This window comes from Pantoea sp. X-Soil-ISGK-275 (assembly GCF_059730795.1).
The window spans coordinates 2,927,462-2,951,884 of record NZ_AP035976.1 but is presented as its reverse complement, the minus strand read 5'-3'; the positions used below and the strand labels follow the sequence as shown (position 1 = coordinate 2,951,884).

At 55.6% G+C, this 24,423-nt stretch carries 24 protein-coding genes; 19 read left to right on the top strand and 5 right to left on the bottom strand.

Annotated elements, in window-relative coordinates; all coding sequences use genetic code 11:
- Window positions 1-76: 76 nt before the first annotated feature.
- The 10 genes from accD (at window position 77) to hisP (ending at window position 9,527) form a co-directional block, all read left to right on the top strand.
- On the top strand, window positions 77-985 hold the full coding sequence (gene accD, locus AC6I8A_RS13720) for an acetyl-CoA carboxylase, carboxyltransferase subunit beta (protein WP_008105205.1): 909 nt from the start codon (window positions 77-79) through the stop codon (window positions 983-985).
- A gap of 123 nt (window positions 986-1,108) precedes the next feature.
- Window positions 1,109-2,374 (top strand): bifunctional tetrahydrofolate synthase/dihydrofolate synthase, encoded by a 1,266-nt coding sequence (folC, locus tag AC6I8A_RS13715; RefSeq protein ID WP_265300447.1) that lies wholly within the window; start codon window positions 1,109-1,111, stop codon window positions 2,372-2,374.
- Window positions 2,364-3,113 (top strand): cell division protein DedD, encoded by a 750-nt coding sequence (dedD, locus tag AC6I8A_RS13710; protein ID WP_008105201.1) that lies wholly within the window; start codon window positions 2,364-2,366, stop codon window positions 3,111-3,113. The genes folC and dedD overlap by 11 nt, the downstream gene beginning before the upstream one ends.
- Before the next feature lie 250 nt (window positions 3,114-3,363).
- On the top strand, window positions 3,364-3,849 hold the full coding sequence (gene cvpA / locus AC6I8A_RS13705; protein WP_008105200.1) for a colicin V production protein: 486 nt from the start codon (window positions 3,364-3,366) through the stop codon (window positions 3,847-3,849).
- A gap of 36 nt (window positions 3,850-3,885) precedes the next feature.
- The gene (gene purF, locus AC6I8A_RS13700; protein WP_008105199.1) at window positions 3,886-5,403 is read left to right on the top strand and encodes an amidophosphoribosyltransferase; all 1,518 of its coding nucleotides are present in this window, start codon (window positions 3,886-3,888) and stop codon (window positions 5,401-5,403) included.
- A 116-nt stretch (window positions 5,404-5,519) separates the two neighbouring features.
- Window positions 5,520-6,089 carry a UbiX family flavin prenyltransferase gene (locus tag AC6I8A_RS13695; RefSeq protein WP_061717852.1) on the top strand — a complete coding sequence of 190 codons (570 nt, stop codon included), beginning with the start codon at window positions 5,520-5,522 and terminating at the stop codon, window positions 6,087-6,089.
- 279 nt (window positions 6,090-6,368) lie between these two features.
- A complete protein-coding gene (gene argT / locus AC6I8A_RS13690) occupies window positions 6,369-7,151 on the top strand; it encodes a lysine/arginine/ornithine ABC transporter substrate-binding protein ArgT (RefSeq protein ID WP_008105195.1) in 783 nt (260 codons plus the stop codon).
- Between the two features lie 194 nt (window positions 7,152-7,345).
- Complete coding sequence (locus tag AC6I8A_RS13685; protein WP_008105192.1) at window positions 7,346-8,032, top strand: histidine ABC transporter permease HisQ; 687 nt, start codon at window positions 7,346-7,348, stop codon at window positions 8,030-8,032.
- Window positions 8,029-8,745 carry an ABC transporter permease gene (locus AC6I8A_RS13680; protein WP_008105190.1) on the top strand — a complete coding sequence of 239 codons (717 nt, stop codon included), beginning with the start codon at window positions 8,029-8,031 and terminating at the stop codon, window positions 8,743-8,745. Before AC6I8A_RS13685 ends, AC6I8A_RS13680 begins: the two co-directional genes overlap by 4 nt.
- Before the next feature lie 8 nt (window positions 8,746-8,753).
- The gene (gene hisP, locus AC6I8A_RS13675; protein ID WP_265300453.1) at window positions 8,754-9,527 is read left to right on the top strand and encodes a histidine ABC transporter ATP-binding protein HisP; all 774 of its coding nucleotides are present in this window, start codon (window positions 8,754-8,756) and stop codon (window positions 9,525-9,527) included.
- 171 nt (window positions 9,528-9,698) lie between these two features.
- Here the strand turns inward: hisP and AC6I8A_RS13670 are convergent, their stop codons facing one another.
- Entirely contained in the window at window positions 9,699-10,646 is a 948-nt protein-coding gene (locus AC6I8A_RS13670) for a sugar-binding transcriptional regulator (protein WP_256696982.1), read from the bottom strand.
- Between the two features lie 195 nt (window positions 10,647-10,841).
- On the opposite strand from AC6I8A_RS13670, the gene dalD reads away from it, so the two are divergent.
- The 3 genes from dalD to AC6I8A_RS13655 are packed head-to-tail and all read left to right on the top strand — an operon-like array spanning window position 10,842 to window position 15,019.
- Entirely contained in the window at window positions 10,842-12,236 is a 1,395-nt protein-coding gene (gene dalD / locus AC6I8A_RS13665) for a D-arabinitol 4-dehydrogenase (RefSeq protein WP_265300456.1), read from the top strand.
- A gap of 10 nt (window positions 12,237-12,246) precedes the next feature.
- Window positions 12,247-13,716, top strand: coding sequence for a xylulokinase (gene xylB / locus AC6I8A_RS13660; protein ID WP_265300459.1), 1,470 nt, complete (start codon window positions 12,247-12,249; stop codon window positions 13,714-13,716).
- Window positions 13,717-13,738: 22 nt separating this feature from the next.
- On the top strand, window positions 13,739-15,019 hold the full coding sequence (locus tag AC6I8A_RS13655; protein WP_265300461.1) for an MFS transporter: 1,281 nt from the start codon (window positions 13,739-13,741) through the stop codon (window positions 15,017-15,019).
- A gap of 32 nt (window positions 15,020-15,051) precedes the next feature.
- Here AC6I8A_RS13655 and AC6I8A_RS13650 read toward each other — a convergent pair whose 3' ends face one another.
- Window positions 15,052-15,945, bottom strand: coding sequence for a TIGR01777 family oxidoreductase (locus AC6I8A_RS13650; RefSeq protein WP_265300463.1), 894 nt, complete (start codon window positions 15,943-15,945; stop codon window positions 15,052-15,054).
- Here AC6I8A_RS13650 and AC6I8A_RS13645 point away from each other — a divergent pair.
- From AC6I8A_RS13645 to yfcD, 3 genes are all read left to right on the top strand, one after another.
- Window positions 15,944-16,141, top strand: a complete 198-nt coding sequence (locus AC6I8A_RS13645) for a hypothetical protein (RefSeq protein WP_256696977.1) — start codon at window positions 15,944-15,946, stop codon at window positions 16,139-16,141. The two genes, AC6I8A_RS13650 and AC6I8A_RS13645, sit on opposite strands and share 2 nt — an antisense overlap.
- 8 nt (window positions 16,142-16,149) lie before the next feature.
- On the top strand, window positions 16,150-16,791 hold the full coding sequence (yfcF, locus tag AC6I8A_RS13640; RefSeq protein WP_154155829.1) for a glutathione transferase: 642 nt from the start codon (window positions 16,150-16,152) through the stop codon (window positions 16,789-16,791).
- A gap of 111 nt (window positions 16,792-16,902) precedes the next feature.
- Window positions 16,903-17,448 carry an NUDIX hydrolase YfcD gene (yfcD, locus tag AC6I8A_RS13635; RefSeq protein ID WP_007889295.1) on the top strand — a complete coding sequence of 182 codons (546 nt, stop codon included), beginning with the start codon at window positions 16,903-16,905 and terminating at the stop codon, window positions 17,446-17,448.
- 43 nt (window positions 17,449-17,491) lie between these two features.
- Here the strand turns inward: yfcD and AC6I8A_RS13630 are convergent, their stop codons facing one another.
- From AC6I8A_RS13630 to ackA, 3 genes are all read right to left on the bottom strand, one after another.
- On the bottom strand, window positions 17,492-18,751 hold the full coding sequence (locus tag AC6I8A_RS13630; protein WP_497818672.1) for a 4-aminobutyrate--2-oxoglutarate transaminase: 1,260 nt from the start codon (window positions 18,749-18,751) through the stop codon (window positions 17,492-17,494).
- A 127-nt stretch (window positions 18,752-18,878) separates the two neighbouring features.
- Window positions 18,879-21,023, bottom strand: a complete 2,145-nt coding sequence (gene pta, locus AC6I8A_RS13625) for a phosphate acetyltransferase (protein ID WP_265300472.1) — start codon at window positions 21,021-21,023, stop codon at window positions 18,879-18,881.
- A gap of 73 nt (window positions 21,024-21,096) precedes the next feature.
- A complete protein-coding gene (gene ackA / locus AC6I8A_RS13620) occupies window positions 21,097-22,299 on the bottom strand; it encodes an acetate kinase (protein ID WP_256696973.1) in 1,203 nt (400 codons plus the stop codon).
- A 338-nt stretch (window positions 22,300-22,637) separates the two neighbouring features.
- On the opposite strand from ackA, the gene yfbV reads away from it, so the two are divergent.
- From yfbV to AC6I8A_RS13605, 3 genes are all read left to right on the top strand, one after another.
- Complete coding sequence (gene yfbV / locus AC6I8A_RS13615; RefSeq protein WP_497818671.1) at window positions 22,638-23,090, top strand: terminus macrodomain insulation protein YfbV; 453 nt, start codon at window positions 22,638-22,640, stop codon at window positions 23,088-23,090.
- 150 nt (window positions 23,091-23,240) lie between these two features.
- A complete protein-coding gene (locus AC6I8A_RS13610) occupies window positions 23,241-23,735 on the top strand; it encodes a YfbU family protein (RefSeq protein WP_008105160.1) in 495 nt (164 codons plus the stop codon).
- Window positions 23,736-23,749: 14 nt separating this feature from the next.
- Window positions 23,750-24,409 (top strand): sugar phosphatase, encoded by a 660-nt coding sequence (locus AC6I8A_RS13605; RefSeq protein WP_293792869.1) that lies wholly within the window; start codon window positions 23,750-23,752, stop codon window positions 24,407-24,409.
- The last annotated feature ends 14 nt before the right edge of the window (window positions 24,410-24,423 follow it).

Here is a 24,423-nt window from a genome sequence, read left to right as displayed (position 1 = left end):
TTTACGGCCTGCTGAAGGTGATTTCAGCAGCAATGAGAAGACTGGACCAGGTCAGCATTAAATAGAAAGGTCATCAATGAGCTGGATTGAACGCATACTGAATAAAAGCACTGCCACGCCAACGCGCAAAGCCAGCATCCCGGAAGGGGTGTGGACCAAGTGCGATAGCTGTGGACAGGTGCTGTACCGCGCCGAGCTGGAGCGTAACCTCGAGGTCTGCCCGAAGTGCGACCATCACATGCGCATGCACGCCCGTGAGCGTCTGCATAGCATGCTGGATGAAGGTTCGCTGGTTGAGCTAGGTAGCGAGCTGGAACCGAAGGATCTGCTGAAGTTCCGCGACTCGAAGAAGTATAAAGACCGTTTGGTCGCCGCACAGAAAGATACCGGCGAGAAAGACGCGCTGGTGGCGATGAAAGGCACGCTGCACGGCATGCCGATTGTTGCTGTGGCCTTTGAGTTCTCCTTTATGGGCGGCTCAATGGGTTCAGTGGTTGGCGCGCGCTTTGTGCGTGGTGTTGAGCAGGCGTTGGAAGACAACTGCCCACTGATCTGCTTCTCCGCGTCAGGCGGTGCACGTATGCAGGAAGCGCTACAGTCGCTGATGCAGATGGCGAAAACCAGTGCGGCACTGGCGAAAATGCAGGAGCGCGGCTTGCCGTACATCTCCGTGCTGACCGATCCAACCATGGGCGGCGTTTCAGCCAGCTTCGCGATGTTGGGCGATCTCAACGTGGCGGAACCGAAAGCGCTGATCGGCTTTGCCGGTCCACGCGTTATCGAGCAAACCGTGCGTGAAAAACTGCCGCCGGGCTTCCAGCGCAGTGAGTTCCTGATTGAGAAAGGCGCGATCGACATGATCATCCGTCGTCCGGAAATGCGCTTTAAGCTGGCAAGCCTGCTGGCGAAAATGATGAACCTGCCAGCGCCGCAGCTGGATGGTGATCAGCCTAATGTGGCTGAGCCGGAGAGCAACGAAGCCTGACAGGCAACGGAAAGGCACTTACGTCCTTTCCTCCAATGCACCGTCTACATTGAATACTTAAGGTTGCATCCGACATGGCCCGCGACCTTAAGTTATTTAATGTATTGATTTTTAACGGGACACATGGATAATTCTCTTCCTCAAGCCACGTCGCCTTTGGCCACGTGGCTTCATTATCTTGAGCATCTGCACTCGCAGGCCATTGAACTGGGTCTGGATCGTATTCAACGCGTCGCCGCACGCCTCGACCTGCTCAAACCCGCTCCTTTTGTCTTCACCGTCGCCGGTACAAACGGCAAAGGCACCACCTGCCGTACGCTGGAAACGCTGTTGATGGCCGCGGGCTATCGCGTGGGCGTTTACAGCTCGCCCCATCTGGTGCGTTACACCGAACGCGTGCGTGTGCAGGGCGCTGAACTGGATGAAGCGCAGCACAGCGCCAGTTTTGCCGCGATTGAAGCTGGGCGCGGTGACATTTCACTGACCTACTTTGAGTTCGGCACCTTGTCGGCTTTCAATCTTTTCCGCGCGGCGAATCTCGACGTGGTGATCCTTGAAGTCGGCCTGGGCGGACGTCTTGATGCCACCAATATTGTCGATGCCGATGTGGCGGTGATCACCAGCATCGCGCTGGATCACACCGATTGGCTGGGTCCGGATCGTGAAAGTATCGGCCGGGAAAAAGCCGGCGTGTTCCGCGCAGGTAAACCGGCCATCGTCGGTGAAGCCGATATGCCGGGCACCATCGCGGATGTTGCGGCGGAGAAGGGCGCAGTATTGTTGCAGCGCAATCGCGACTGGCAGTGGCTGCAAACCGGTGCCAGCTGGATGTTGCAGGATGCGCATGGCGAGCTGCGTGATTTACCGCTGCCGCAGGTGCCGTTAGCCAATGCCGCCACCGCGCTGACTGCGCTGCGTGCGTCGGGTTTAACGGTGAGCGAAGCGATTATTCGTCAGCATCTGCCGCTTGCGATTCTGCCGGGGCGTTTTCAGACCGTCAGCGAAGCGCCGCGCGTGATCCTCGATGTGGCGCACAATCCGCATGCCGCTTATTATCTGGCTTCACGTCTGGAAGAAGAGCCACATAGCGGTGAAGTGCATGCGGTGGTCGGGATGCTGCACGACAAAGATATCGCGGGAACGTTGGCGGCGCTGGCGCCTCAGGTTGACCGCTGGTACTGCGCGCCGCTCGACGGCCCGCGCGGTGCCTCCGCCGATGAGCTTCTCGCTCATCTGGATGGCGGCGTGGCTTACAGCAATGTTGATGCAGCCTGGCAAGCGGCGCGTCAGCAGGCGCGTCCCGAAGATGTGATTCTGGTGTGTGGCTCTTTCCACACCGTAGCGCAGGTTATGGAATCGATGGCAGCGGAGAACGGCAGTGGCAAGTAAGTTCCAAAATCGCTTAGTCGGTACGGTCATTCTGGTGGCGATTGGTGTCATCGTATTGCCCGGCCTGCTGGACGGTAAGAAGAAGCACTATAAAGAAGAGTTCGCCGCCATTCCGCTGGTGCCAAAACCGGACGATCAGCAGGATAGCGAAATGGTGCCGCCGGTGACGCAACCCTTACCGGCGCAGCCGCCGGAAGGGGCGGGCGCGGCACAAAATCAGAACGGCGGTAAGACCGCCACCAACGGCAGCGAGCAGCCCACGCAGAATAGCGAGCCAAGCGTAGTGACCCCGCCGCCGGTGCATCAGCAAGTGCAGCCGAAACCGGTTGAACAGCCGAAGCCAAAACCGGTCGAGCAGCCGAAACCGAAGCCGGTTGAACAGCCGAAGCCAAAACCGGTTGAGCAACCGAAGCCGAAGCCTGTTGAGCAGCCGAAGCCGGTTGAACAGCCAAAACCGGTGGAAACGCCGAAGCAGAGTGAACCTGCAGCGCCAGCCGGTCAGGCGTTTGTGGTGCAGCTCGGTGCGCTGAAGAATGCGGCGAAAGTAAGCGAGATTGTGGCGCAGCTGCGGCTTTCCGGTTATCGCGCCTTCACCGTGCCGTCGACGCCGGTGCAGGGACAAATCACCCGTATTTACGTCGGTCCGGACGCGAACAAAGCCAAGCTGCAAGGCTCGCTGAGTGAGCTGCAAAGCATCTCCGGCCTCGGTGGTGTGGTGAAACCCTATAGCGCCAGATAAAGTGCTGATAAGCCGCGCCGATAACAGAAAAAGGCGCGGCTTTACAAAATTTTCGTAGCGAAGCGCGGTGATAAAATCATTGAATATCAGGGGATTAAATCCCTGATAATACACAGGGCGAGGAAAGTTTTTTTCATCGCCCTTTTTGCGGAAACAGAACCGGAAAACCCTACGCAAACGTTTTCTTTTTCTGTTAGAATGCGCCCCGAACTGGATGCAGGGGTGCGATAGCACTGGGCTGGAAGAGTTCATGATCTGGATTGATTACGTCATTATTGCGGTAGTTGGTTTTTCGGCTCTGGTCAGCCTGATTCGTGGGTTTGTCCGGGAAGCCTTATCTCTCGTTACCTGGGGATGCGCGTTTTTTGTCGCCAGTCATTATTACGCCTACCTTGCAGTCTGGTTTACCGGTTTTAGCGACGAACTGGTACGCAACGGCATCGCCATCGCGGTGTTATTCGTTGCTACCCTGATTGTGGGTGCCATCGTCAACTATGTCATCGGCTCGCTGGTTGAAAAAACTGGCTTGTCGGGAACCGACAGGGTGTTGGGTGTCTGTTTCGGGGCGTTGCGTGGCGTGCTGATCGTGTCTGCTATGCTGTTCTTCCTCGATACATTCACCGGCTTTTCGAAAAGTCCGGACTGGCAACAGTCGCAACTTATCCCCGAATTCAGTTACATCATCAGGTGGTTTTTCGATTACCTGAAAAGTACGTCGAGTTTTTTACCCCGGTGACACCATCGGGCGTCCGGCTAATGAGGAAAAGACAATATGTGCGGTATTGTTGGTATCACCGGTTTTATGCCAGTAAACCAGTCAATCTATGACGCGTTAACGGTGCTTCAGCACCGCGGGCAGGATGCCGCCGGCATTTGTACCATCGATGCTATTAACTGCTTCCGTTTGCGTAAGGCTAACGGCCTGGTCAGCGATGTGTTCGAAGCCCGCCACATGCAGCGTCTGCAGGGCAACATCGGCATTGGCCATGTGCGCTACCCAACCGCAGGCAGCTCCAGCGCCTCTGAAGCGCAGCCTTTCTACGTGAACTCCCCTTACGGCATCACGTTGGCGCATAACGGCAACCTGACCAATGCCCATGAACTGCGTAAACAGCTGTTCGAAACGGGTCGCCGTCACGTCAATACCACCTCAGATTCCGAAATCCTGCTGAATATCTTTGCGCAGGAGCTGGACCGTTTTCAGCACTATCCGCTGGAAGCTGACAACATTTTTGCTGCGGTGGCGGCGGTGCATCAGCAGGTGCGCGGCGCTTACGCAGTGGTTTCAATGATTATCGGACACGGCATGGTCGCCTTCCGCGATCCCAACGGTATTCGTCCGCTGGTGCTGGGCAAGCGCGTTATCGCCGACGGCCGCACCGAATACATGGTGGCGTCAGAAAGCGTGGCGCTGGATACGCTGGGCTTCGAGTTCATTCGTGACGTAGCACCAGGCGAAGCGGTGTACATCACCGAGCAGGGCCAGCTCTCGACGCGTCAGTGCGCCGAGAACCCGAAAACCAATCCATGCCTGTTCGAGTACGTCTATTTTGCCCGTCCGGATTCGTTCCTCGACAAAATCTCGGTGTACAGCGCGCGCGTGCGCATGGGCACCAAGCTGGGCAACAAAATTGCCCGCGAGTGGGAAGATCTGGATATCGACGTAGTGATTCCGATTCCGGAAACCTCCACTGATATCGCGCTGGAAATCGCACGCATCCTCGACAAGCCGTATCGTCAGGGCTTCGTGAAGAACCGCTACGTTGGCCGCACCTTTATCATGCCAGGCCAGCAGCAGCGTCGCAGCGCGGTTCGCCGTAAACTGAACGCCAACCGTGCTGAGTTCCGTGATAAGAACGTGTTGCTGGTGGATGACTCCATCGTACGCGGCACCACGTCCGAGCAAATCATTGAAATGGCACGTGAAGCGGGCGCGAAAAAAGTGTATCTCGCCTCGGCGGCACCAGAAATTCGTTTCCCGAACGTCTACGGCATCGATATGCCTAGCGCGACCGAACTGATTGCGCACGGCCGTGAAGTGGATGAGATTTGCCAGCTGATCAAAGCCGATGCGCTGATTTTCCAGGATCTCAACGATCTGATTGAAGCGGTACGTGAAGAGAATCCGGATATCGCCAACTTCGAGTGCTCGGTATTTAACGGCATCTACGTCACCAAAGACGTCGATCAACAGTACCTTGAGTATCTGCAGTCGCTGCGTAATGACGATTCCAAAGCCATTGCGCGTCAGACTGAAGTGGAAGGGCTGGAGCTGCACAACGAAGGCTAAGCCCGAGGTTGTGGCAAAGTAAAAGCAGGGCGGGCGCAATCCCGCCCTGTTTGTTTTTGTATTTTTGTTCAGCGAGCCGCTATCATTGCCGCAATCTGAACCTGCAAGGCTGAATTATGAAACGACTGATCATTGGTATTTCCGGCGCCAGCGGCGCGATCTACGGCGTGCGCATGTTGCAAGTGCTGCAACCGCTGGCGGAGGTGGAAACCCATTTGGTGATCAGCCCCGCCGCGCGGCAAACGCTGGCGCTGGAGACCGATTTCAGCCTGCGTGAAGTGCAAGCGATGGCCGATGTGGTGCATGACGTACGCGATATCGCTGCCAGCATCTCATCCGGATCCTACAAAACCCTCGGCATGGCGATTGCGCCGTGCTCGATGAAAACGCTGTCGGGCATTGTGCACAGCTACAGCGACAGCCTGCTGACCCGCGCCGCTGACGTGGTGCTGAAAGAGCAGCGTAAACTGGTGCTGTGCGTGCGTGAAACGCCGCTGCATCTGGGACATCTGCGCATGATGACCACGGCGGCTGAATTGGGCGCGCTGATCATGCCGCCGGTGCCGGCGTTTTATCATCGTCCGCAATCGATCGGCGATTTAGTCGATCAAACGGTGAATCGCGTGCTCGATCAGTTCGATATTGAGCTGCCGGAAGATCTTTTCACTCGCTGGAGTGGCGCATAATGGTGCATTAATGCACTGCTCGTGTGCAAATTCGCGTGTGCGATCACTCTTCGTGCATCTTGTGCACCAAAAGTTAACAATGTCGCTTTTTCTTCCTCACACCGCTGTTATATTTCCCTCACAAACTAAGTGCTTGCGCCGCTAACCGGCGCAGTATTTAGCGCGCTTGCGCAGCGTTTCGCCAATTCGCATAACTGGCATGAAACCTGCACAGCTTACAGCGCAAAACCAACACATCACGCACCACATAACAATAAGCACTTCACTTGAGGGTTACCTATGAAAAAGCGAGTTCTGGCTCTTTCTCTGATGCTGACAATGGTAAGTAGCGCGAGCGTCTTCGCCGCTGTACCGCAGTCGCTGCGCATCGGAACTGACCCGACGTATCCGCCATTCGAATCCAAGAACGCGCAAGGTCAGCTGGTTGGCTTTGATATCGATCTGGCGAACGAAATTTGTAAGCGTATCAAGACTAAATGTACTTATGTGGAAAGTGATTTCGATGCGCTGATCCCGTCGCTGAAAGCGAAGAAGATCGACGCCATCATCTCTTCTCTCTCAATCACCGAAAAGCGTCAGGAAGAGATCAACTTCTCTGAAAAACTGTACGCCGCGAACGCGCGCTTAGTGGCACCGAAAGGCTCAACGCTGCAACCAACAATTGAATCGTTGAAAGGCAAAAACATCGGTCTGCTGCAGGGCACCACCCAGGAAACTTATGCAAAAGAGTACTGGCAGCCAAAAGGTGTCACCGTTACGCCTTACGCTAACCAGGATCTGGTGTATCAGGATCTGAATGCAGGTCGTATTGATGCCGCGTTCCAGGATGAAGTGCAGGCGAGCGAAGGCTTCCTGAAACAGCCTGTTGGCGCTAAGTATGCTTTTGCGGGTCCAGCGGTGAAAGATGAAAAAGTCTTTGGCGTGGGTACCGGTATGGGATTGCGTAAAGATGACGCAGACCTGAAAGCGGCGATCGATAAAGCCTTTAACGAGATGCGCAAAGACGGCACTTACGACAAGATTGCTAAGAAGTACTTTGATTTCAACGTGTACGGCGATTAATTATCCTGTTTCCTAATCCTGGTCTGTGAAATGCAGGAAGGTTGCACATAAGTATTCACTCCGGGCGCTTACATATGTAAACTGCCCGGCTTCATACGCTTGCCGCCATCCACCCTGCGATTCAAATCTCCTGGTTAGGACTGTCCGTCAGTTGGGCAGCGTTTGACATTTACCCTCACGACAGGATTGAACCCATGTTGTATGGCTATTCCGAAGTAATCCTCAAGGGCACCCTTGTGACGCTGGAGCTGGCACTCAGTTCCGTGTTGCTGGCGGTGGTGCTCGGCTTAATTGGCGCTGGCGCCAAACTTTCACGCAGTCGCCCGCTGGCGATGCTGTTTGAAGGCTACACCACCTTAATCCGCGGTGTGCCTGATTTGGTGTTGATGCTGCTGATCTTCTACGGTCTGCAGATCGCGCTGAATACCCTCACCGATGCGCTGGGACTGGCGCAGTTTGATATCGATCCGATGGTCGCCGGTATTATCACGCTCGGCTTTATCTACGGCGCTTACTTTACCGAAACCTTCCGTGGTGCGTTTCTGGCGGTGCCAAAAGGGCAGATCGAAGCGGCAACCGCGTTTGGTTTCACCGGCTCGCAAACCTTCCGTCGCATTCTGTTCCCGGCGATGATGCGTTTTGCGCTGCCGGGCATCGGTAACAACTGGCAGGTTATTCTTAAAGCCACGGCGCTGGTTTCGCTGCTGGGGCTGGAAGATGTGGTGAAAGCCACGCAGCTGGCTGGCAAAAGTACCTGGCAGCCGTTCTACTTCGCCATTGTGGCGGGTGTGATTTATCTGGTGTTTACCACGCTGTCGAACGGCGTGCTGTGGTGGCTTGAACGTCGCTACACGGTGGGTGTGAAAAGGGCAGAGCTATGATTGAGATTATTCAGGAGTATTGGAAACAGCTGCTCTGGACCGATGGTTACCGTTTTACCGGCATCGCGATTACGCTGTGGTTATTGATCATCTCGGTGGTGATTGGCGGTTCGCTCGCGGTGCTGCTGGCGATTGCGCGCGTCTCTTCTAACCGCTTTATCTCTACGCCGGTTTGGCTGTTCACCTATGTGTTTCGCGGCACGCCGCTGTATGTGCAACTGCTGGTGTTCTACTCCGGCATGTACACGCTGGAAGTGGTGAAAGGCACTGAGCTGCTGAACGCCTTCTTCCGCAGTGGACTTAATTGTACGCTGCTGGCATTCACGCTGAATACCTGCGCCTATACCACCGAAATCTTTGCCGGTGCGATTCGTTCGGTGCCGCACGGGGAAATCGAAGCGGCGCGCGCCTATGGCTTCTCGCCGTTTAAATTGTATCGCTGCATCATTCTGCCTTCGGCGCTGCGTACCGCGCTGCCGGCGTACAGCAACGAAGTGATCCTGATGCTGCACTCCACCGCGCTGGCGTTTACCGCGACGGTGCCGGATCTGTTAAAAATCGCGCGCGATATCAACTCGGCCACCTATCAGCCGTTTACCGCGTTTGGCATCGCTGCGGTGCTGTATCTGATTATCTCTTACGGGCTGATTAGCTTGTTCCGCAAAGCTGAGCAACGCTTCCTGGCGCACGTAAAACCTTCTTCATCGCATTGAGTATCACTATGGCTGACAATAAATTAAGCGTTACCGAACTGCACAAACGTTACGGTGAACATGAAGTTCTGAAAGGCGTATCGCTGCAGGCGAATGCCGGCGATGTGATCAGCATTATTGGCTCGTCCGGTTCCGGGAAAAGTACCTTCTTACGCTGCATTAACTTCCTCGAGAAACCGAGCGAAGGCACCATTGCGGTCAACAACCAGCAGATCAATCTGGTGCGCGACACCGATGGTCAACTGAAAGTCGCTAACAAAGAGCAGCTGCGTATGCTGCGTACGCGCCTGACGATGGTGTTTCAGCACTTCAACCTGTGGAGCCACATGACGGTGCTGGATAATGTCACCGAAGCACCGATTCAGGTGCTGGGGCTGAGCAAGGCGGAAGCGCGCGAGCGGGCGATTAAGTATCTGGATAAAGTCGGCATTGATGCGCGTGCGCGTGCCAAATATCCGGTGCATCTCTCTGGTGGTCAGCAGCAGCGCGTGTCGATTGCGCGTGCGTTGGCGATGGAGCCCGAAGTGTTGCTGTTTGACGAACCCACTTCGGCGCTGGATCCAGAGCTGGTCGGCGAAGTACTGCGCATCATGCAGAAGCTGGCGGAAGAGGGCAAAACCATGGTGGTGGTGACGCACGAGATGGAGTTTGCTCGTCACGTCTCTAATCATGTGATCTTCCTGCATCAGGGCAAGATTGAGGAACAAGGTTCGCCGGATGAGCTGTTCGGTAACCCGAAGAGCCCACGCTTGCAGCAGTTTTTAAAGGGATCGTTGAAGTAGATTGTGCCCGCTGTCCCCCATCCTGGTCCGTGCTGGCTGCCCCCCTCCTCGGTCCTCCCCCATAAATGGGGGAGGAAGATCCTGCAATATGTCAGTGTTGAAGTTGCATGTGGCAGCGTCTCCTTCCCCCGCTTGCGGGGGAAGGCCGGGATGGGGGACAACCAACACCCTCTACCCCCGCAACAACTTCAGCGCTGTATCCTCATCGGTCACCAGACCTGACACCCAGCCGCCCTGCAGCGCGGCGCGGATCGCCGGATATTTACGCTCGCTGCCGGCAAAGCCAATAATCTGGCGTTGCGTCTTACTCTCCAGCAACACGCTGGTGAGCAGTTCATCGGTTTCACCCAATACGCGTTCACCTTGCTGATTGAAAAAATGCCCCAGCATTTCGCCGACCACGCCGCGCGCGTTGAGCGCTGCTACTTGCGCATCGGTGATAAAGCCTTCGGCATGCAGCGGACAACCGGGTTGCACTTCACCAATGCCGACGAAGGCGACATCCGCCTGCAATGCGCGCTGTGTCACGCGTTGGTAAACCTGATGCTGAATCCACATCGCTTTATCTTCGGGCGTATCCGCATACAGCGGCGCAGGAATGAAGAAATATTTGCCCTGCATCTTCTCTGCCATCTTCAGCGGCACGTCGTAACGCGTACCCGAATCGTCCCGCGCAATCGCGCCAATCATCGACACGCATTGATGCTGTGGTCGCTCAACCCAGGGAAGCACATCGATCATCGAGCGCAGCGTCTTACCAGAACCAATGCCAAACACCTGCGGCTGCTCCTCGCTGATGTATTGCGCCATCACGGCCGCGCCTTCAACTGCCAGCATCTGCTGAATAGCGTCATCATCCAGATTGGCGGAAGGCACCACGCGACACAGTTGCAGGCCAAACTTCTCCTGAACCTCGCGCGCCAGATGCAAACAGTGGGTGACGGGATGATCGATCTTTACGCTGACCATGCCCATTTCACGCGCGCTGGAGACCAAACGCTGCGCCACCTGACGCGACAATCCTAATGCGCGCGCAATCTCCTGCTGCGTTACGCCCGCCACGTAATACATCCAGGCCGCACGTGCTGCCAGTTCTTGTTTTTTCTCTTCTCTGCTCATCGCGCTGTTCCGTCAAAACCGGTGCGCCATGTTAACGCGAGATGCCGGTTAAGTGTTAACTGAGCAAAAGCCCTAAAAAAGAGCAAAAGTATTAATTGTGATTTGGCTCGCAGAACATGGCTGCGGGCTCGCACTATGCTACGCGTCATCGGGCAAATGCCCTTAATCGTGGCAAATGTTTATTTTGAGGCAGTTATGACCAATCAATCAGTGTGGATGCATATCGGCGCAGGCTCTTTTCACCGTGCTCATCAGGCATGGTATCTGCATAAATTACGTGCCGAGGGCGATGACAGCTGGAGCATCGCCCTCGGCAATATCCGCGAGGATGCCGCGCCGTTGCTGCAGAAACTCGCTGCGCAAGATGGCAAGTACGTGCTGGAAACTGTGACGCCAGAGGGCGAACGGGCCTACGAAACCATCACTTCACTGCGTAAAATCCTGCCGTGGGATAGCAATATCAGCGCACTGGTTGAGCAGGGTGCGAAAAGTGAAACCCGTGTGATTGGTTTTACCGTCACTGAAGCCGGTTACTATTTGACGCCAGAATTCGAACTGGACCTGACGCAACCGGATGTACAGGCCGATGTGAAAGGCGACATCCGCACGATTTATGGCGCGCTGGCGCGCATCCTCACGCAGCGCGTGGCGAACGGTGGCGCGCCGGTTACGCTGCTCAACTGCGATAACCTGCGCCACAACGGCGAACGTTTCCGTCACGGCTTCCTGGCGTTTCTTGCGGCCAAAGGCGATAACGCCTTAGCGAATTGGGTGCGCGAAAATACCACATCGCCCAATACCATGGTGGATCGCATTACGCCGCGCCCGACGCCGGATGTGGCTGAGCGCGTCAAGGCCGCCACCGGTAAAGACGATGGCGCGGCGGTGATGGCCGAATCTTTTATTCAATGGGTGATTGAAGATGACTTCATTGCCGGTCGCCCGGCGCTGGAGAAGGTTGGCGTTGAACTGGTGGAATCGGTATTGCCGTGGGAAGAGGCGAAAATCCGTATCCTCAACGCCACGCATGCGGCGATTGCCTGGGCAGGCACGCTGATTGGCCTCAATTACATCGATGACAGCATGCGTCAGCCAACCATCTATCAACTGGCATATGACTACGTGACGCAGGATGTGATGCCATCGCTGTCGCCAAGCCCGCTGAATTTGGCTGAGTACCGCGATGTGGTTCTGGCGCGCTTCAGTAATCCCTATATCAAAGACACCAACCAGCGTGTAGGTGCTGATGGTTTGTCGAAAATCCCCGGCATGGTGACGCCAACTCTGCGCGAATGCTATCAACGCGGCGCAGAACCAGCGGCCACCGCGGTGCTGCCTGCGCTGTTCTTCCTGTTCCTGCAGCGCTGGGCCAGTGATGATTTGCCTTACACCTATCAGGATGGCGTGCTGCAAGCCGATGCGCTGCGCCAGCAGTTTAGCCGCTCTGATGCACTGAACGCTTTCCTCAGCGATAGCGCGCTGTTTGGCGAGCTGGCACAGGAGAAGGCGTTTCATGCGCTGGTGACGCGCAGCGTGGCGGATCTGCAGCTGTGGCTGAAACAGCCAGAACGCGCGCTGGCCGCAGTGTAAGGAGCGCAGCATGTATCTGGGAATGGATATTGGTACTTCGGAGCTCAAAGCGCTGATCATCAATGCGCAGGGCGAGATCATCGCCTCGAATCACGCCACGCTCAACGTGCAGCGCCCGCATGCACACTGGGCGGAGCAAGATCCAGAACGCTGGTGGCAAGCGTGTGGTGAAGTGCTTGCTGGATTACGCCAGCAGGCTGCACAGGCGTGGAGCGAGATTCGCGCCATTGGCTTGTCGGGACAAATGCACGGCGCGGTGCTGCTGGATGCGCAGGGCGAGGTGCTGCGTCCGTGCATTCTGTGGAATGACACGCGCAGCGCGCCGCAGTGTGAAGCGTTGAGCAGGCAACATCCAGAGATGATGCAAGTTAGCGGCAATATGATCATGCCGGGCTTTACCGCACCCAAACTGCGTTGGGTGGCGGAACATGAGCCAGAGATTTTCCGTCGCATCGACAAAGTGCTGCTGCCGAAAGATTATCTGCGCTGGCGTTTGACTGGACGCTTTGTCAGTGAACCTTCAGATGCGGCGGGCACGCTGTGGCTTGACGTAGCAAAGCGCGACTGGTCTGACGAATTGCTGGCTATCACTGGACTGACGCGCGCCAACATGCCGGAGCTTGTGGAAGGCAGCGTCGTCAGCGCCACATTAAAAGCCGATCTGGCAAGTGAATGGGGTTTATCGGCCGCAGTCTGCGTGGCGGGCGGCGCGGGCGACAATGCTGCTTCGGCAGTCGGCGTTGGCGCGGTCAATCCGGGCGATGCCTTTATCTCGCTGGGAACCTCCGGCGTGATCTTTGTGGTCAACGATCGCTTACTGGCCGATCCGCAATCGGGCGTGCACGCTTTCTGCCACGCCTTGCCCGAACGCTGGCACCAGATGAGCGTGATGCTCAGTGCCGCCAGCTGCCTGCGCTGGCTGTGCAATCTGCTATCAGTGACCGAAAGCCAATTAATGGAAGAGATGGCACAGCTCAGCGAGGAACAGCGGCGGCATGCGCCGGTTTTCCTGCCCTATCTCTCCGGTGAACGCACACCGCACAACGATCCTGACGCCTCCGGTTCTTTCTTCAATCTGCGCCATGAAACGCCACGCGCGCTGCTCGGCTACGCGGTGATTGAAGGCGTGGCATTTGGTCTGGCCGACGGTTTCGCGGTGCTCGGCGATGCGCAGCGCCAGATTCAGCAGTGCAGCCTGACCGGCGGCGGGGCGCGCAGCACGCTGTGGGCGCAGTTGATCGCCGATGTGCTGCAACTGCCGATCGTCACGCATCCCGCCAGCGCGTCCGGCGCTTTAGGAGCTGCGCGTCTGGCGTGGCTGGCCGCGGGTGGTGTGGAGAGCGAAGTTTGCCTTAAACCGCCGGTGCAGGCGCGTTATCAGCCAGATGCTGCGCGTGGCGAGGTGCTGCAGCAGCGATTGCAGCTGTTCCGCACGCTCTATGCCCAACAACAGCAGGCGCGAGCATTGCTACCTGAATAATTCCAGACAGAGGATGAATGAGATGCAATCGAATGATTACTGGTTTGGCTTACCGAAAAAGATGTTCTGGGGCTTCCTCGCCATTGCTATTTTTATGGCGGGTGACGGCTTTGAAATGGCGTTTCTATCGCGCCATATCACCGATATGGGCTTCACGCCGGCGCAGTCAGCGGTGGTGTTTACCTTCTACGGACTGGCGGCGGCATTGGCAGCCTGGGCATCGGGCGTGGTGGCGGAACTGATTACGCCTCAGCGTGCCATGATGATTGGTTTCGTGCTGTGGATCGTGATGCACACGCTGTTTATGTCGTTGGGTCTTGGCATGCGCAACTATCCGCTGATGGTGCTGTTCTACGGCATTCGCGGTCTGGCGTATCCGCTATTCATTTACTCATTCATGATGATGCTGGTACAGGTGCTGCCGCGTGAAAAACTGGCGGCCGCCACCGGTTGGTTCTGGGCGATGTATTCCGTCGGCATCGGTGTGGTTGGCAGCTATTTGCCGAGTCTGACCATCCCGATGCTGGGCGAAACCGGTACGCTGTGGCTGGCGATCATTTGGGTTGCCTGCGGTGGCGTGCTGGCTTACTTCAGCTTGCGTCATGTGCCGGTTGACCGTTCGCGCGTCAATTTGCCGATGCGCGACAAAATGACCGAAATGTCGCGCGCGGTAACCATTCTGTTTACCAACCAGCACGTGTTTTATGCCTGTTTAATTCGCATCATCAACACGCTGTCGTTGTTTGGTTTTGCCATTATCATGCCGCTACTGTTTGTTGATCGCCTTGGTTTTACCATTTCCGAGTGGCTGCAAATCTGGGCGGTGTTCTTCTTCGTCACCATTTTTACCAACATTTTCTGGGGCATTACCGGCGAGAAGCTGGGTTGGATCCGTCAGGTGCGCTGGTTTGGTTGCCTCGGTATGGCGATTTCCAGTCTGGCGTTTTACTATCTGCCGCTGTATGCCGGACATAACTTCTGGGTGGCGTTGATTCCGGCGGTGATGTTGGGGATTTTTGTTGCGGCCTTTGTGCCGATGACTGCAGTGTTTCCAACGCTCGAGCCGCATCATAAAGGTGCTGCGGTATCCATTTACAATCTGTCGGCTGGACTAAGTAACTTTGTTGCGCCTGCGATCGCTTCGGTGATGTTGCCGTTTTTCGATATCGTTGGCGTGGTGTGGGCGTATACCGCGCTGTATGTGTTTGCTGGTGTACTGACCTTTATTATTCGTGTGCCGCAGCCGGGACATGCGCATGAACCGGCTGCAGTGAAATCACGGGTGGCGCAGCAAAGGAGTTAATCTGTGATAGGCGGGCGCCATTAATGGCGCCCCTACACGACATCCCGCAAGGCTTCCTCTAAGTCGTACCAGCGAAAACCAAAGCCTGACTCTTCTAAGCGCTTCGGCAACACATGTTGTCCGCCGAGCACCAGCACCGCCGATTCCCCCATCATCAGCTTGATGGCGCTGGCTGGCGTGCGCATAAAGGCCGGACGATGCATTACATGGCCGAGCGTGGCGGCGAACTGCTCATTGCGCACCGCATAGGGCGCAACCATGTTGAAGGGGCCGCGCAGTTCAGCATGGTCGATCAACCACAGCATCGCGTTAACTAAATCGTCGATGTGAATCCACGGCAGATACTGTTTGCCGCTGCCAATTGGGCCGCCGACGCCAAGCTTAAACGGCAGTTTCATCTTCGATAACGCGCCACCTTCTTTCGCCAGCACCACGCCAGTTCGCATTAGGCAGACGCGGGTGCGATCGCTCTGTGCAGTCAGCGCCAGTTGCTCCCAACGGGCGCACAGCGCATGGGTAAACTCGTCGTGCCCCGGATCCTCTTCGGTCAGCACCAAATCGCCGGTATCGCCATAAAAGCCGGTAGCCGAGCCGGAAATCAAAAATTGTGGGGGATTGCTGCTGGCATGAATCAGCGACACCAGTTGCTCGGTAATCTGCCAGCGGCTTTCGCATAGCCGCTGCTTCTGCTGTTCGGTCCAGCGTTTATCGGCGATCGGTTCGCCCGCGAGATTGATAACACCATCAATGCCATTTAAATCAGTTTGCTGATGGATGCCGGACCACAGCGCGACGCTGGCGTCGAGTTTCTCGCGTGCGGCGGCGACATCGCGCGTCACAACGCTCACCTGATGGCCAAGCTGCAACAAACGCGGAATCAGGTGGCGGCCAATCAGGCCGGTGCCGCCGGTGATCAGTAAATGCATGTTGAGCCTCCTTGTCATTTTTTATCTGCTCAGATTGAGCATAGAAGAGAAGCGTGCGCGCGGCGTGACTCTGCTTACGCTTATGAAGAAAAAGGAAAAGTCAGCGCTGGTCTTAGCAGCTAAAGATCCGACCAGCGCACCATTGCCTTCACAAATAAAAATCGGTAAACATGATGCACACCTGACGCTTTCCTGAGGCAGCCAATGAATTATCCAACCATTACCTTGTGGTCAGATTCTTGCTTTTTCAGTCCTTACGCCATGTCGGTTTATGTTGCGCTAACCGAGAAGGGCATTCCCTTCACCCTGAAGCGCGTCGATTTATCGCAGAATGCGCAGTGGGATGATGAGTACCGCGCACTGTCGCTGACCTGCCGCGTGCCGACGCTGCAAATCGATGATGTGCTGCTGACGGAATCATCAGCGATTGCCGAGTATCTGGAAGAGCGTTTTCCGGCACCAGAGTTCGAGCGGCTCTATCCGCGCGATCGTGAGAAACGCGCGCATGCGCGCGAAGTGCAGGCGTGGTTGCGCAGCGATTTGATGGCACTGCGCTCAGAGCGCCCCACTGAAGTGCTGTTTGCTGGCGAACGTTTTGCGCCGCTTACGCCAGCCGGTGAGCAAGCCGCTAATAAACTCATTGCTGCGGTGCAGCGCCTTTTGCCTGACGGACAGCAAAATCTGTTTGGCGAATGGTCGATTGCGGATACCGATTTAGCCGTGATGATTAATCGTCTGGCGCTGCACGGCGATGCGCTACCAGTGAAGTTACAGCACTATGCTGAGTTCCAGTGGCAGCGTGCTTCGGTGCAACTCTGGTTAGCGGAATCCGGTAAAACACGCTGAGCACGATGCGCCTTGCGATGGCGAAAAGAACGCTTTACCTTACCGCCTATTCTAATAAAGCATGGCAAACAGGCGCGTGCTGGGCACGCCGAAAACACAAAAGGGTTACGGATGGTGGATCAAACGGCAGGTGACGGTATCGAGTGGGTTGATATCGTTAACGAAGAGAACGAAGTCATTGCGCAGGCCAGCCGTGCGCAAATGCGTGCGCAGTGTCTGCGTCATCGTGCGACCTATATTGTGGTGCACGATGGCATGGGCAAAATTCTGGTGCAGCGTCGCACTGAAATCAAAGACTTCATGCCGGGTATGCTGGATGCCACTGCCGGTGGCGTGGTGCAGAGCGGAGAAGACCTGCTGGAATCGGCGCGTCGTGAAGCGGAAGAGGAGTTGGGTATTGCGGCCGTTCCGTTCGCCGAGCACGGACAGTTCTACTTTGAAGATCAGCATTGCCGCGTATGGGGCGGGCTGTTCAGCTGCGTTTCCCATGGTCCGTTTGCTATGCAGGAAGAGGAAGTAGACGAGATCTTCTGGATGACGCCGGAAGAGATCACCGCACGCTGTGATGAGTTCACCGATGATTCGCTTAAGGCGTTGTCATTGTGGCTGAGCCGTAACAGCGACGCTGCTCGTCGTAAGCAGAGCAGTGAAGCATAATCATGCCATAAGGTCGCCATTTATGGCGACCTTATACACATTGTTAATGTTCCCGCAGAATACCCGTCAACAGCGTCAAAGCATCCTCAAACTGCGCATCGGGAATGGTCAGCGGGTAGAGGAAGCGAATCACGTTGCCGTACACGCCGCAGGTGAGAAGAATCAAACCTTGTTGCAGCGCCTGCTGCTGAATAGCTTTAGCAATCTCCGCCGACGGCTTACCCGCCCCATCATTGAATTCCGCCGCTATCATCGAACCGTATCCGCGTATCTCCGCCAGCGCTTTACACTCCGCACGCTGTAAAACCTGTTTTAATCGGCTGCCTAATTGATTGGCACGGTTGCACAGCGCTTCCTCTTCGATAATCTCTAACACCGCCAGCGCCGCCGCAATCGCCGTTGGACTGCCAGCATAGGTTCCGCCCAGGCCGCCGGGTTCTGGCACATCCATGACTTCTGCGCGTCCCGATACCGCCGAGAGCGGAAAGCCGCCAGCGAGACTTTTTGCCATGGTAATAAGATCGGGCTGCACGGCGTAATAGTCGCTGGCGAACAGCTTGCCGGTGCGCGCAAAACCGCTCTGAATCTCATCGGCGATCAGCAGAATGCCGTGACGATCGCATAACTCACGCAGTGCTACGACAAACTCTGGCGGCGCACTGTAGAAACCGCCTTCGCCCTGAACCGGTTCAAAGATAATGGCCGCCACCTGCTGCGGACTGATATCGCTGCGGAAAATCGCTTCCAGGCTGTCGAGCGCATCACTAACGGTGACGTTGTGCAGCGCGTTGGGATAGCGCGCGTGAAACACCGGGCTGGCGAAGGGGCCGAAGCCGGTTTTATACGGCACCACTTTACCGGTTAGCGACATTGTCATATTGGTACGACCGTGAAACGCACCGGTGAAGGCGATGATGCCGGGACGACCGGTGGCCGCACGCGCAATTTTCACCGCGTTTTCGACCGCTTCTGCACCGGTCGAGAAAAAGGTGGTTTTCACCGCGCCGTTAATCGGTACTAACGCATTAAGCCGCTCAGCCAGGTGAATGTAGTTCTCATAAGGGATGATTTGAAATGCGGTGTGGGTAAAACATTCAAGCTGCTGCTGTACCGCCGCCATCACTTTCGGGTGACGATGTCCGGTGTTAAGCACCGCGATGCCTGCGGCAAAATCGGTATATTCGCGGCCATGCTGATCCCACACCGTGGCGTTCTCGGCTTTCACCGCATAGAAATCACACATCACACCCACGCCACGCGGCGTGGCTTGTAAACGACGGCTGTGCACATCACTGTTGCTCATTATTCACCTCGCAATTAGCGGCAGACTTCAATCAGTGTTAGCGCAGCGCAGGGTTTATGCCAGTGAAGTGCGGGGCAAAAAAAAGCACGCACCGAAGTGCATGCTTTTTTGCCGGGCCGGGAAGGGACTAGCCTTCGGCCTGCTGGGACTGAATCGCCGTCAATGCGATGGTGTAGACGATGTCATCCACCAGGGCGCCGCGTGACAGGTCGTTCACCGGCTTACGCATGCCTTGCAGCATCGGCCCGATGGAGATCAGGTCGGCAGAACGCTGTACCGCTTTGTAAGTGGTGTTACCGGTGTTCAGATCCGGGAAGATGAACACGGTAGCGCGACCGGCAACCGCAGAGTTTGGCGCTTTGGATTTGGCGACGTCTTCCATAATCGCGGCGTCGTACTGCAGCGGACCATCGATAACCAGATCCGGGCGTTTTTCCTGCGCGATGCGCGTGGCTTCACGCACTTTCTCAACGTCGCTACCGGCACCGGAGTTACCGGTGGAGTAGGAGATCATTGCGACGCGTGGATCGATACCGAAGGCTTTGGCTGAATCGGCAGACTGAATCGCAATTTCTGCCAGCTGTTCTGGATTGGGATCCGGGTTGATGGCGCAGTCGCCATACACCAGAACCTGCTCCGGCAGCAGCATGAAGAACACCGACGACACCAGCGAGCTGTTTGGCGCGGTTTTGATCAGCTGCAGCGGTGGACGAATGGTGTTCGCCGTGGTGTGAACCGCGCCGGATACCAGACCGTCAACTTCGCCGCTCTCCAGCATCATGGTGCCGAGCACCACGTTGTCTTCCAGCTGCTCCTGCGCCACCACTTCGGTCATGCCTTTGCTCTTACGCAGCTCAACCAGACGCGGCACATAGTTTTCGCGCACCACTTCTGGATCGACAATCACGATGCCTTTGCCGAGTTCAACACCTTGCGCCGCCGCAACGCGCTGAATCTCTTCCGGGTTGCCGAGCAGCACACAGGTGGCGATGCCGCGTTCGGCGCAAATCGCTGCGGCTTTGACGGTACGTGGCTCGTCGCCTTCTGGCAGCACGATGCGTTTGCCGGCTTTGCGCGCCAGCTCGGTGAGTTGGTAACGGAATGCCGGTGGAGACAGGCGACGGCTGCGTTCTGAGGTCGCGGTCAGTGATTCCACCCAATCCTCGTTGATGAAGCTGGCCACGTACTCCTGCACTTTTTCGATGCGCTGCGTATCGTCAGTCGGCACTTCCAGGTTGAAGCTCTGCAGGCTGAGCGACGTCTGCCAGGTGTTGGTTTTCACCATAAAGACCGGCAGGCCGGTCTGGAACGCACGTTCGCACAGGCGTGCGATTGGCGCTTCAATCTGATATCCACCGGTCAACAGCACTGCACCGATTTCAACGCCATTCATCGCGGCTAAACAGGCGGCAACCAGCACATCAGGACGATCGGCGGAAGTCACCAGCAGTGAACCCGGACGGAAGTGCTCCAGCATGTGCGGAATGCTACGCGCACAGAAGGTCACGGATTTCACACGGCGCGTCTGGATTTCACCTTCGTTGATGATATCGGCGTTCAGGTGACGGCACATATCGATGGCGCGGGTAGCAATCAGATCAAAGCTCCACGGCACACAACCCAATACCGGCAGCGGGCTGTTCGCAAACAGCTGCTTAGGATCGACGTTGGCGATGCTGGCTTTAGTGGAGTCATCGAAAATCTCTGACAGATCCGGGCGCGTACGGCCTTGCTCATCCACCGGCGCATTGAGTTTGTTGATGATCACGCCAGTGATGTTTTTGTTCTTGCTGCCGCCAAAGCTGCTTTGCGTCAGTTCGATACGCTCTTTCAGTTGCGCCGGAGAATCGTTGCCCAGCGACATCACGAAGACGATTTCTGCGTTCAGGGTTTTGGCGATCTCATAGTTCAGCGCAGAGGCGAACTGATGTTTACGCGTTGGTACCAGACCTTCAACCAGCACCACTTCCGCGTCTTTGGCGTTCGCGTGGTAGTTGGCAATGATCTCTTCCATCAGCACGTCTTGCTGGTTAGAACCGAGCAGCGACTCAACGCGTGACATCTGCAGCGGTTCAGCGGCAGGAATCGCGGAGCTTTTACGGATAATGCTGGTGGTTTGGTCTGGCGCATCGCCGCCCGCACGTGGCTGGGCAATCGGCTTGAATACGCTCAGGCGCACGCCTTTGCGCTCCATGGCACGGATCACGCCGAGGCTGACGCTGGTCAGACCGACGCTGGTGCCGGTAGGAATGAGCATAATTGTACGTGACACGATAGAAACCTCTCAGGTGTTGCAGACTGTCTAAAACAACTCCGTCAGCCTAAGCTGACGGAGAGAAGTGGGTTTAAGCGGTGAGACGTGCGGCGTCTTGAGCAATCACCAACTCTTCGTTGGTTGGGATCACCACGGCCGGGCGCGTGCCTTCTTTGTTGATGAAGCCAGATTTGCCAAAGCGTGCCGCCAGGTTGCGCTCATGATCAACTTCGAAGCCGAGCAGACCCAGTTTTTGCAGCGCCAGCTCGCGCACCATCGCGGCGTTTTCACCGATACCGCCGGTGAAGACCACGGCGTCCAGACGGCCTTCCATCAGCGCGGTGTAGCTGCCGATGTACTTCGCCAGACGGTGGCAGAACACATCCATCGCACGCTTGGCATCTTCTTTGGTGGCGTAATTGTCTTCCACATAGCGGCAGTCGCTGGTGACTTCGGTCAAACCTAACAGGCCAGACTCTTTGGTCAGCAGCTTGTTGATGGAATCAACGCTCATGCCCAGGGAATCATGCAGGAAGAAGATAATGGCCGGATCAATGTCACCGCTGCGGGTGCCCATCACCAAACCTTCCAGCGGCGTCAGGCCCATTGAGGTATCAACACACTGGCCGTTGCGAATAGCAGAAACAGAACCGCCATTGCCGAGGTGGCAAGTGATGATGTTCAGTTCGCTAACCGGTTTGTTCAGCATTTTCGCGGCTTCCTGCGTCACATAGTAGTGGCTGGTGCCGTGTGCGCCGTAGCGACGAACGCCGTGCTCTTTATACAATTTGTACGGCAGAGCATAGAGATAGGACTCTTCCGGCATTGTCTGATGGAATGCGGTGTCAAAAACCGCCACATTTTTATCGGAAAGATGCGGGAAGTTTTTCAGCGCTTCATCTATACCGATCAGATGCGCAGGATTGTGCAGTGGCGCAAATGAAGAGGCGTCTTTAATGCCTTGAATAACGGATTCGTCGATGACTACCGATTTGGTCAGCTGCTCGCCGCCGTGAACAATACGATGGCCGATTGCAGCGATTTGTGCCGAAAGCTCTGGTTTTTGTGCCAGAATAGTTTTAACCATAAAGTTCAGTGCTTCGCTGTGTGCCGCACCCGCGCCAAGCTGAGCTTCTTGTTTGCTGCCGTCCAGTTTCCACTTAATGCGTGCTTCCGGTAAGTGGAAGCATTCAGCCAGACCGGACAAGTATTCGTCGCCGGTAACAGGGTTAAGGATGGCAAACTTAAGTGAAGAACTGCCGCAGTTCAGAACCAGAACTAACTTCGTCGACATGGAAGTACCTATTTTGTTAAATAGTGGCTAAAAAAAACGCAATCAGACTAACAGCGTAGCCCATGAAAGCTGGTAGGTTAATGATAAACATCATGTGCTAGTCAAAATTTCACTGACATGCAAAAAATTTTGGTGATTTTACGCTTATTTTTGATAAGCACTTAGCGAAACATGGCTCTGGCCGCTCTATTATTGAGCTAAAGCTTCCGGTAATGTTACTGAAACGGCGTCAGAATACTCACAGTCACCCGCAAAGACAAAAACTTTTGAAGGATGTCACGTAAAGTTGTGTAGTTATCGGTTTATTTTAAATATTGCAGATTTAGTTGAGGTCTATCATGGCGAATGAGACAGACAATCCCGGCTGGTTCGGCTTGTTCCAGCGCGGACAGCGATACATGAAGACCTGGCCTGCAGACAAGCGCCTGGCGTCGGTGTTTCCTGAAAATCGCGTGGTCAATGCAACCCGCTTTGCCATTCGTTTTATGCCGCCGCTGGCGATTTTCACGCTGACGTGGCAAATCGCGATGGGTGGACAACTCGGTCCAGCAATTGCCACCGCGCTGTTTGCCTGCAGCCTGCCGATGCAAGGATTATGGTGGTTGGGGAAACGTTCTGTGACGCCGTTGCCGCCGACGTTGCTGCAGTGGTTTCATGAAGTGCGCACCAAGCTGGAAGAAGCGGGGCAGGCAATTGCACCGGTTGATGGTAAGCCGACATATCAGTCGCTCGCCGATGTGTTGAAACGGGCCTTCAAACAGCTCGATCGCACTTTCCTCGACGATCTTTGATCTGCTGACGCCTTTATCTTTTAGAGAATTTGAGCCAAATCCCGGTTCAAATCAAAGAAAAGTGGTGCGGACATACACGCATCACTCTCCTTGTGTAATCATTTCTTCATTGTTTAAATCTTAAGCGGCCGTCTGGCCCGGGAGCAAACCATGGAAATGACCCACGCCCAACGATTGATCCTCTCCAATCAATACAAAATGATGGCCATGCTGGAGCCTGATAACGCTGAGCGTTATCGTCGTTATCAGACCATTATTGAACGCGGCTATGGCTTGCAGTTACGTGAACTCGATAAAGAGTTCGGCGAGCTAACTGAAGCGACCTGTCGCCTGCTGATCGATATTATGGAAATGCACCATGCGCTGCATGTTTCCTGGTCGAATCTCAAAGATGGCAGCGCGATTGACGAGCGCCGCCTGGCTTTTCTTGGTTTTGATGCGGCTACCGAAGCGCGCTATCTCGGCTACGTGCGCTTTATGGTGAATGTTGAAGGGCGCTATACCCACTTTGATTCCGGCACCCACGGCTTCAATGCTCAAACGCCGATGTGGGAAAAATACCAACGCATGCTAACGGTGTGGCACACTTGCCCGCGTCAATATCATCTCAGCGCGAATGAGATCGCGCAGATTATCAATGCCTGAATAAGGAGCGACGCGTGAAGTACAGGGGTTTTCTGTTTGATTTAGACGGTACGCTGGTGGATTCATTGCCTGCAGTGATTCGCGCATGGTCACAGTGGGGCGAGCGCCACGGTTTATCGGCGGAAGAGGTCCTGAGCTATATACACGGGAAGCCCGCCATCAATTCGTTGCGCCATTTCATGGCAGGGCAATCTGAAGAGGCTATTCAGGCGGAATTTCTCTGGCTTGAACGTCTTGAAGCGGAAGACACGCAAGGCGTGCAGGCGATTCCGGGTGCATTAGCGTTACTGTCAACGTTGAACGAGTTGCAGATTCCGTGGGCGATTGTGACCTCGGGTTCGATTCCTGTCGCCCACGCGCGCCATAAAGCCGCAAATCTACCGATGCCAAAAGTGTTTATTACCGCTGAGAACATCAAGCACGGTAAGCCCAATCCCGAGCCTTATTTGCTGGGTGCTGAACGTTTGGGGCTTTCAGCGACGCAGTGTGTAGTGGTTGAGGATGCGCCGGCGGGCATTATTTCAGGTTTGGATGCGGGTAGTGCGGTGATCGCCATGAATGCACCAGCCAATGCACCGCGCCTCAATGAAGTAAGCTTCCTCGTCGCAACGCTTGAACCGGTTAATGTCATCAAAGAAGATAGCGGCGAGTTTACACTTTCAATCACCGCATAAAAAAACGGGCCGAT

Bases quoted from the DNA above. Each gene is read 5' to 3' on its own strand.
- yfbV (WP_497818671.1), top strand. From the start codon at position 22,638: ATGGCGAATGAGACAGACAATCCCGGCTGGTTCGGCTTGTTCCAGCGC.
- AC6I8A_RS13680 (WP_008105190.1), top strand. From the start codon at position 8,029: ATGATTGAGATTATTCAGGAGTATTGGAAACAGCTGCTCTGGACCGAT.
- purF (WP_008105199.1), top strand. From the start codon at position 3,886: ATGTGCGGTATTGTTGGTATCACCGGTTTTATGCCAGTAAACCAGTCA.
- AC6I8A_RS13645 (WP_256696977.1), top strand. From the start codon at position 15,944: ATGTTGAGCCTCCTTGTCATTTTTTATCTGCTCAGATTGAGCATAGAA.
- argT (WP_008105195.1), top strand. From the start codon at position 6,369: ATGAAAAAGCGAGTTCTGGCTCTTTCTCTGATGCTGACAATGGTAAGT.
- AC6I8A_RS13685 (WP_008105192.1), top strand. From the start codon at position 7,346: ATGTTGTATGGCTATTCCGAAGTAATCCTCAAGGGCACCCTTGTGACG.
- hisP (WP_265300453.1), top strand. From the start codon at position 8,754: ATGGCTGACAATAAATTAAGCGTTACCGAACTGCACAAACGTTACGGT.
- xylB (WP_265300459.1), top strand. From the start codon at position 12,247: ATGTATCTGGGAATGGATATTGGTACTTCGGAGCTCAAAGCGCTGATC.
- folC (WP_265300447.1), top strand. From the start codon at position 1,109: ATGGATAATTCTCTTCCTCAAGCCACGTCGCCTTTGGCCACGTGGCTT.
- AC6I8A_RS13650 (WP_265300463.1), bottom strand. From the start codon at position 15,945: ATGCATTTACTGATCACCGGCGGCACCGGCCTGATTGGCCGCCACCTG.
- AC6I8A_RS13670 (WP_256696982.1), bottom strand. From the start codon at position 10,646: ATGAGCAGAGAAGAGAAAAAACAAGAACTGGCAGCACGTGCGGCCTGG.
- cvpA (WP_008105200.1), top strand. From the start codon at position 3,364: ATGATCTGGATTGATTACGTCATTATTGCGGTAGTTGGTTTTTCGGCT.
- ackA (WP_256696973.1), bottom strand. From the start codon at position 22,299: ATGTCGACGAAGTTAGTTCTGGTTCTGAACTGCGGCAGTTCTTCACTT.
- AC6I8A_RS13610 (WP_008105160.1), top strand. From the start codon at position 23,241: ATGGAAATGACCCACGCCCAACGATTGATCCTCTCCAATCAATACAAA.
- AC6I8A_RS13655 (WP_265300461.1), top strand. From the start codon at position 13,739: ATGCAATCGAATGATTACTGGTTTGGCTTACCGAAAAAGATGTTCTGG.
- dalD (WP_265300456.1), top strand. From the start codon at position 10,842: ATGACCAATCAATCAGTGTGGATGCATATCGGCGCAGGCTCTTTTCAC.
- AC6I8A_RS13695 (WP_061717852.1), top strand. From the start codon at position 5,520: ATGAAACGACTGATCATTGGTATTTCCGGCGCCAGCGGCGCGATCTAC.
- yfcF (WP_154155829.1), top strand. From the start codon at position 16,150: ATGAATTATCCAACCATTACCTTGTGGTCAGATTCTTGCTTTTTCAGT.
- yfcD (WP_007889295.1), top strand. From the start codon at position 16,903: ATGGTGGATCAAACGGCAGGTGACGGTATCGAGTGGGTTGATATCGTT.
- AC6I8A_RS13630 (WP_497818672.1), bottom strand. From the start codon at position 18,751: ATGAGCAACAGTGATGTGCACAGCCGTCGTTTACAAGCCACGCCGCGT.
- accD (WP_008105205.1), top strand. From the start codon at position 77: ATGAGCTGGATTGAACGCATACTGAATAAAAGCACTGCCACGCCAACG.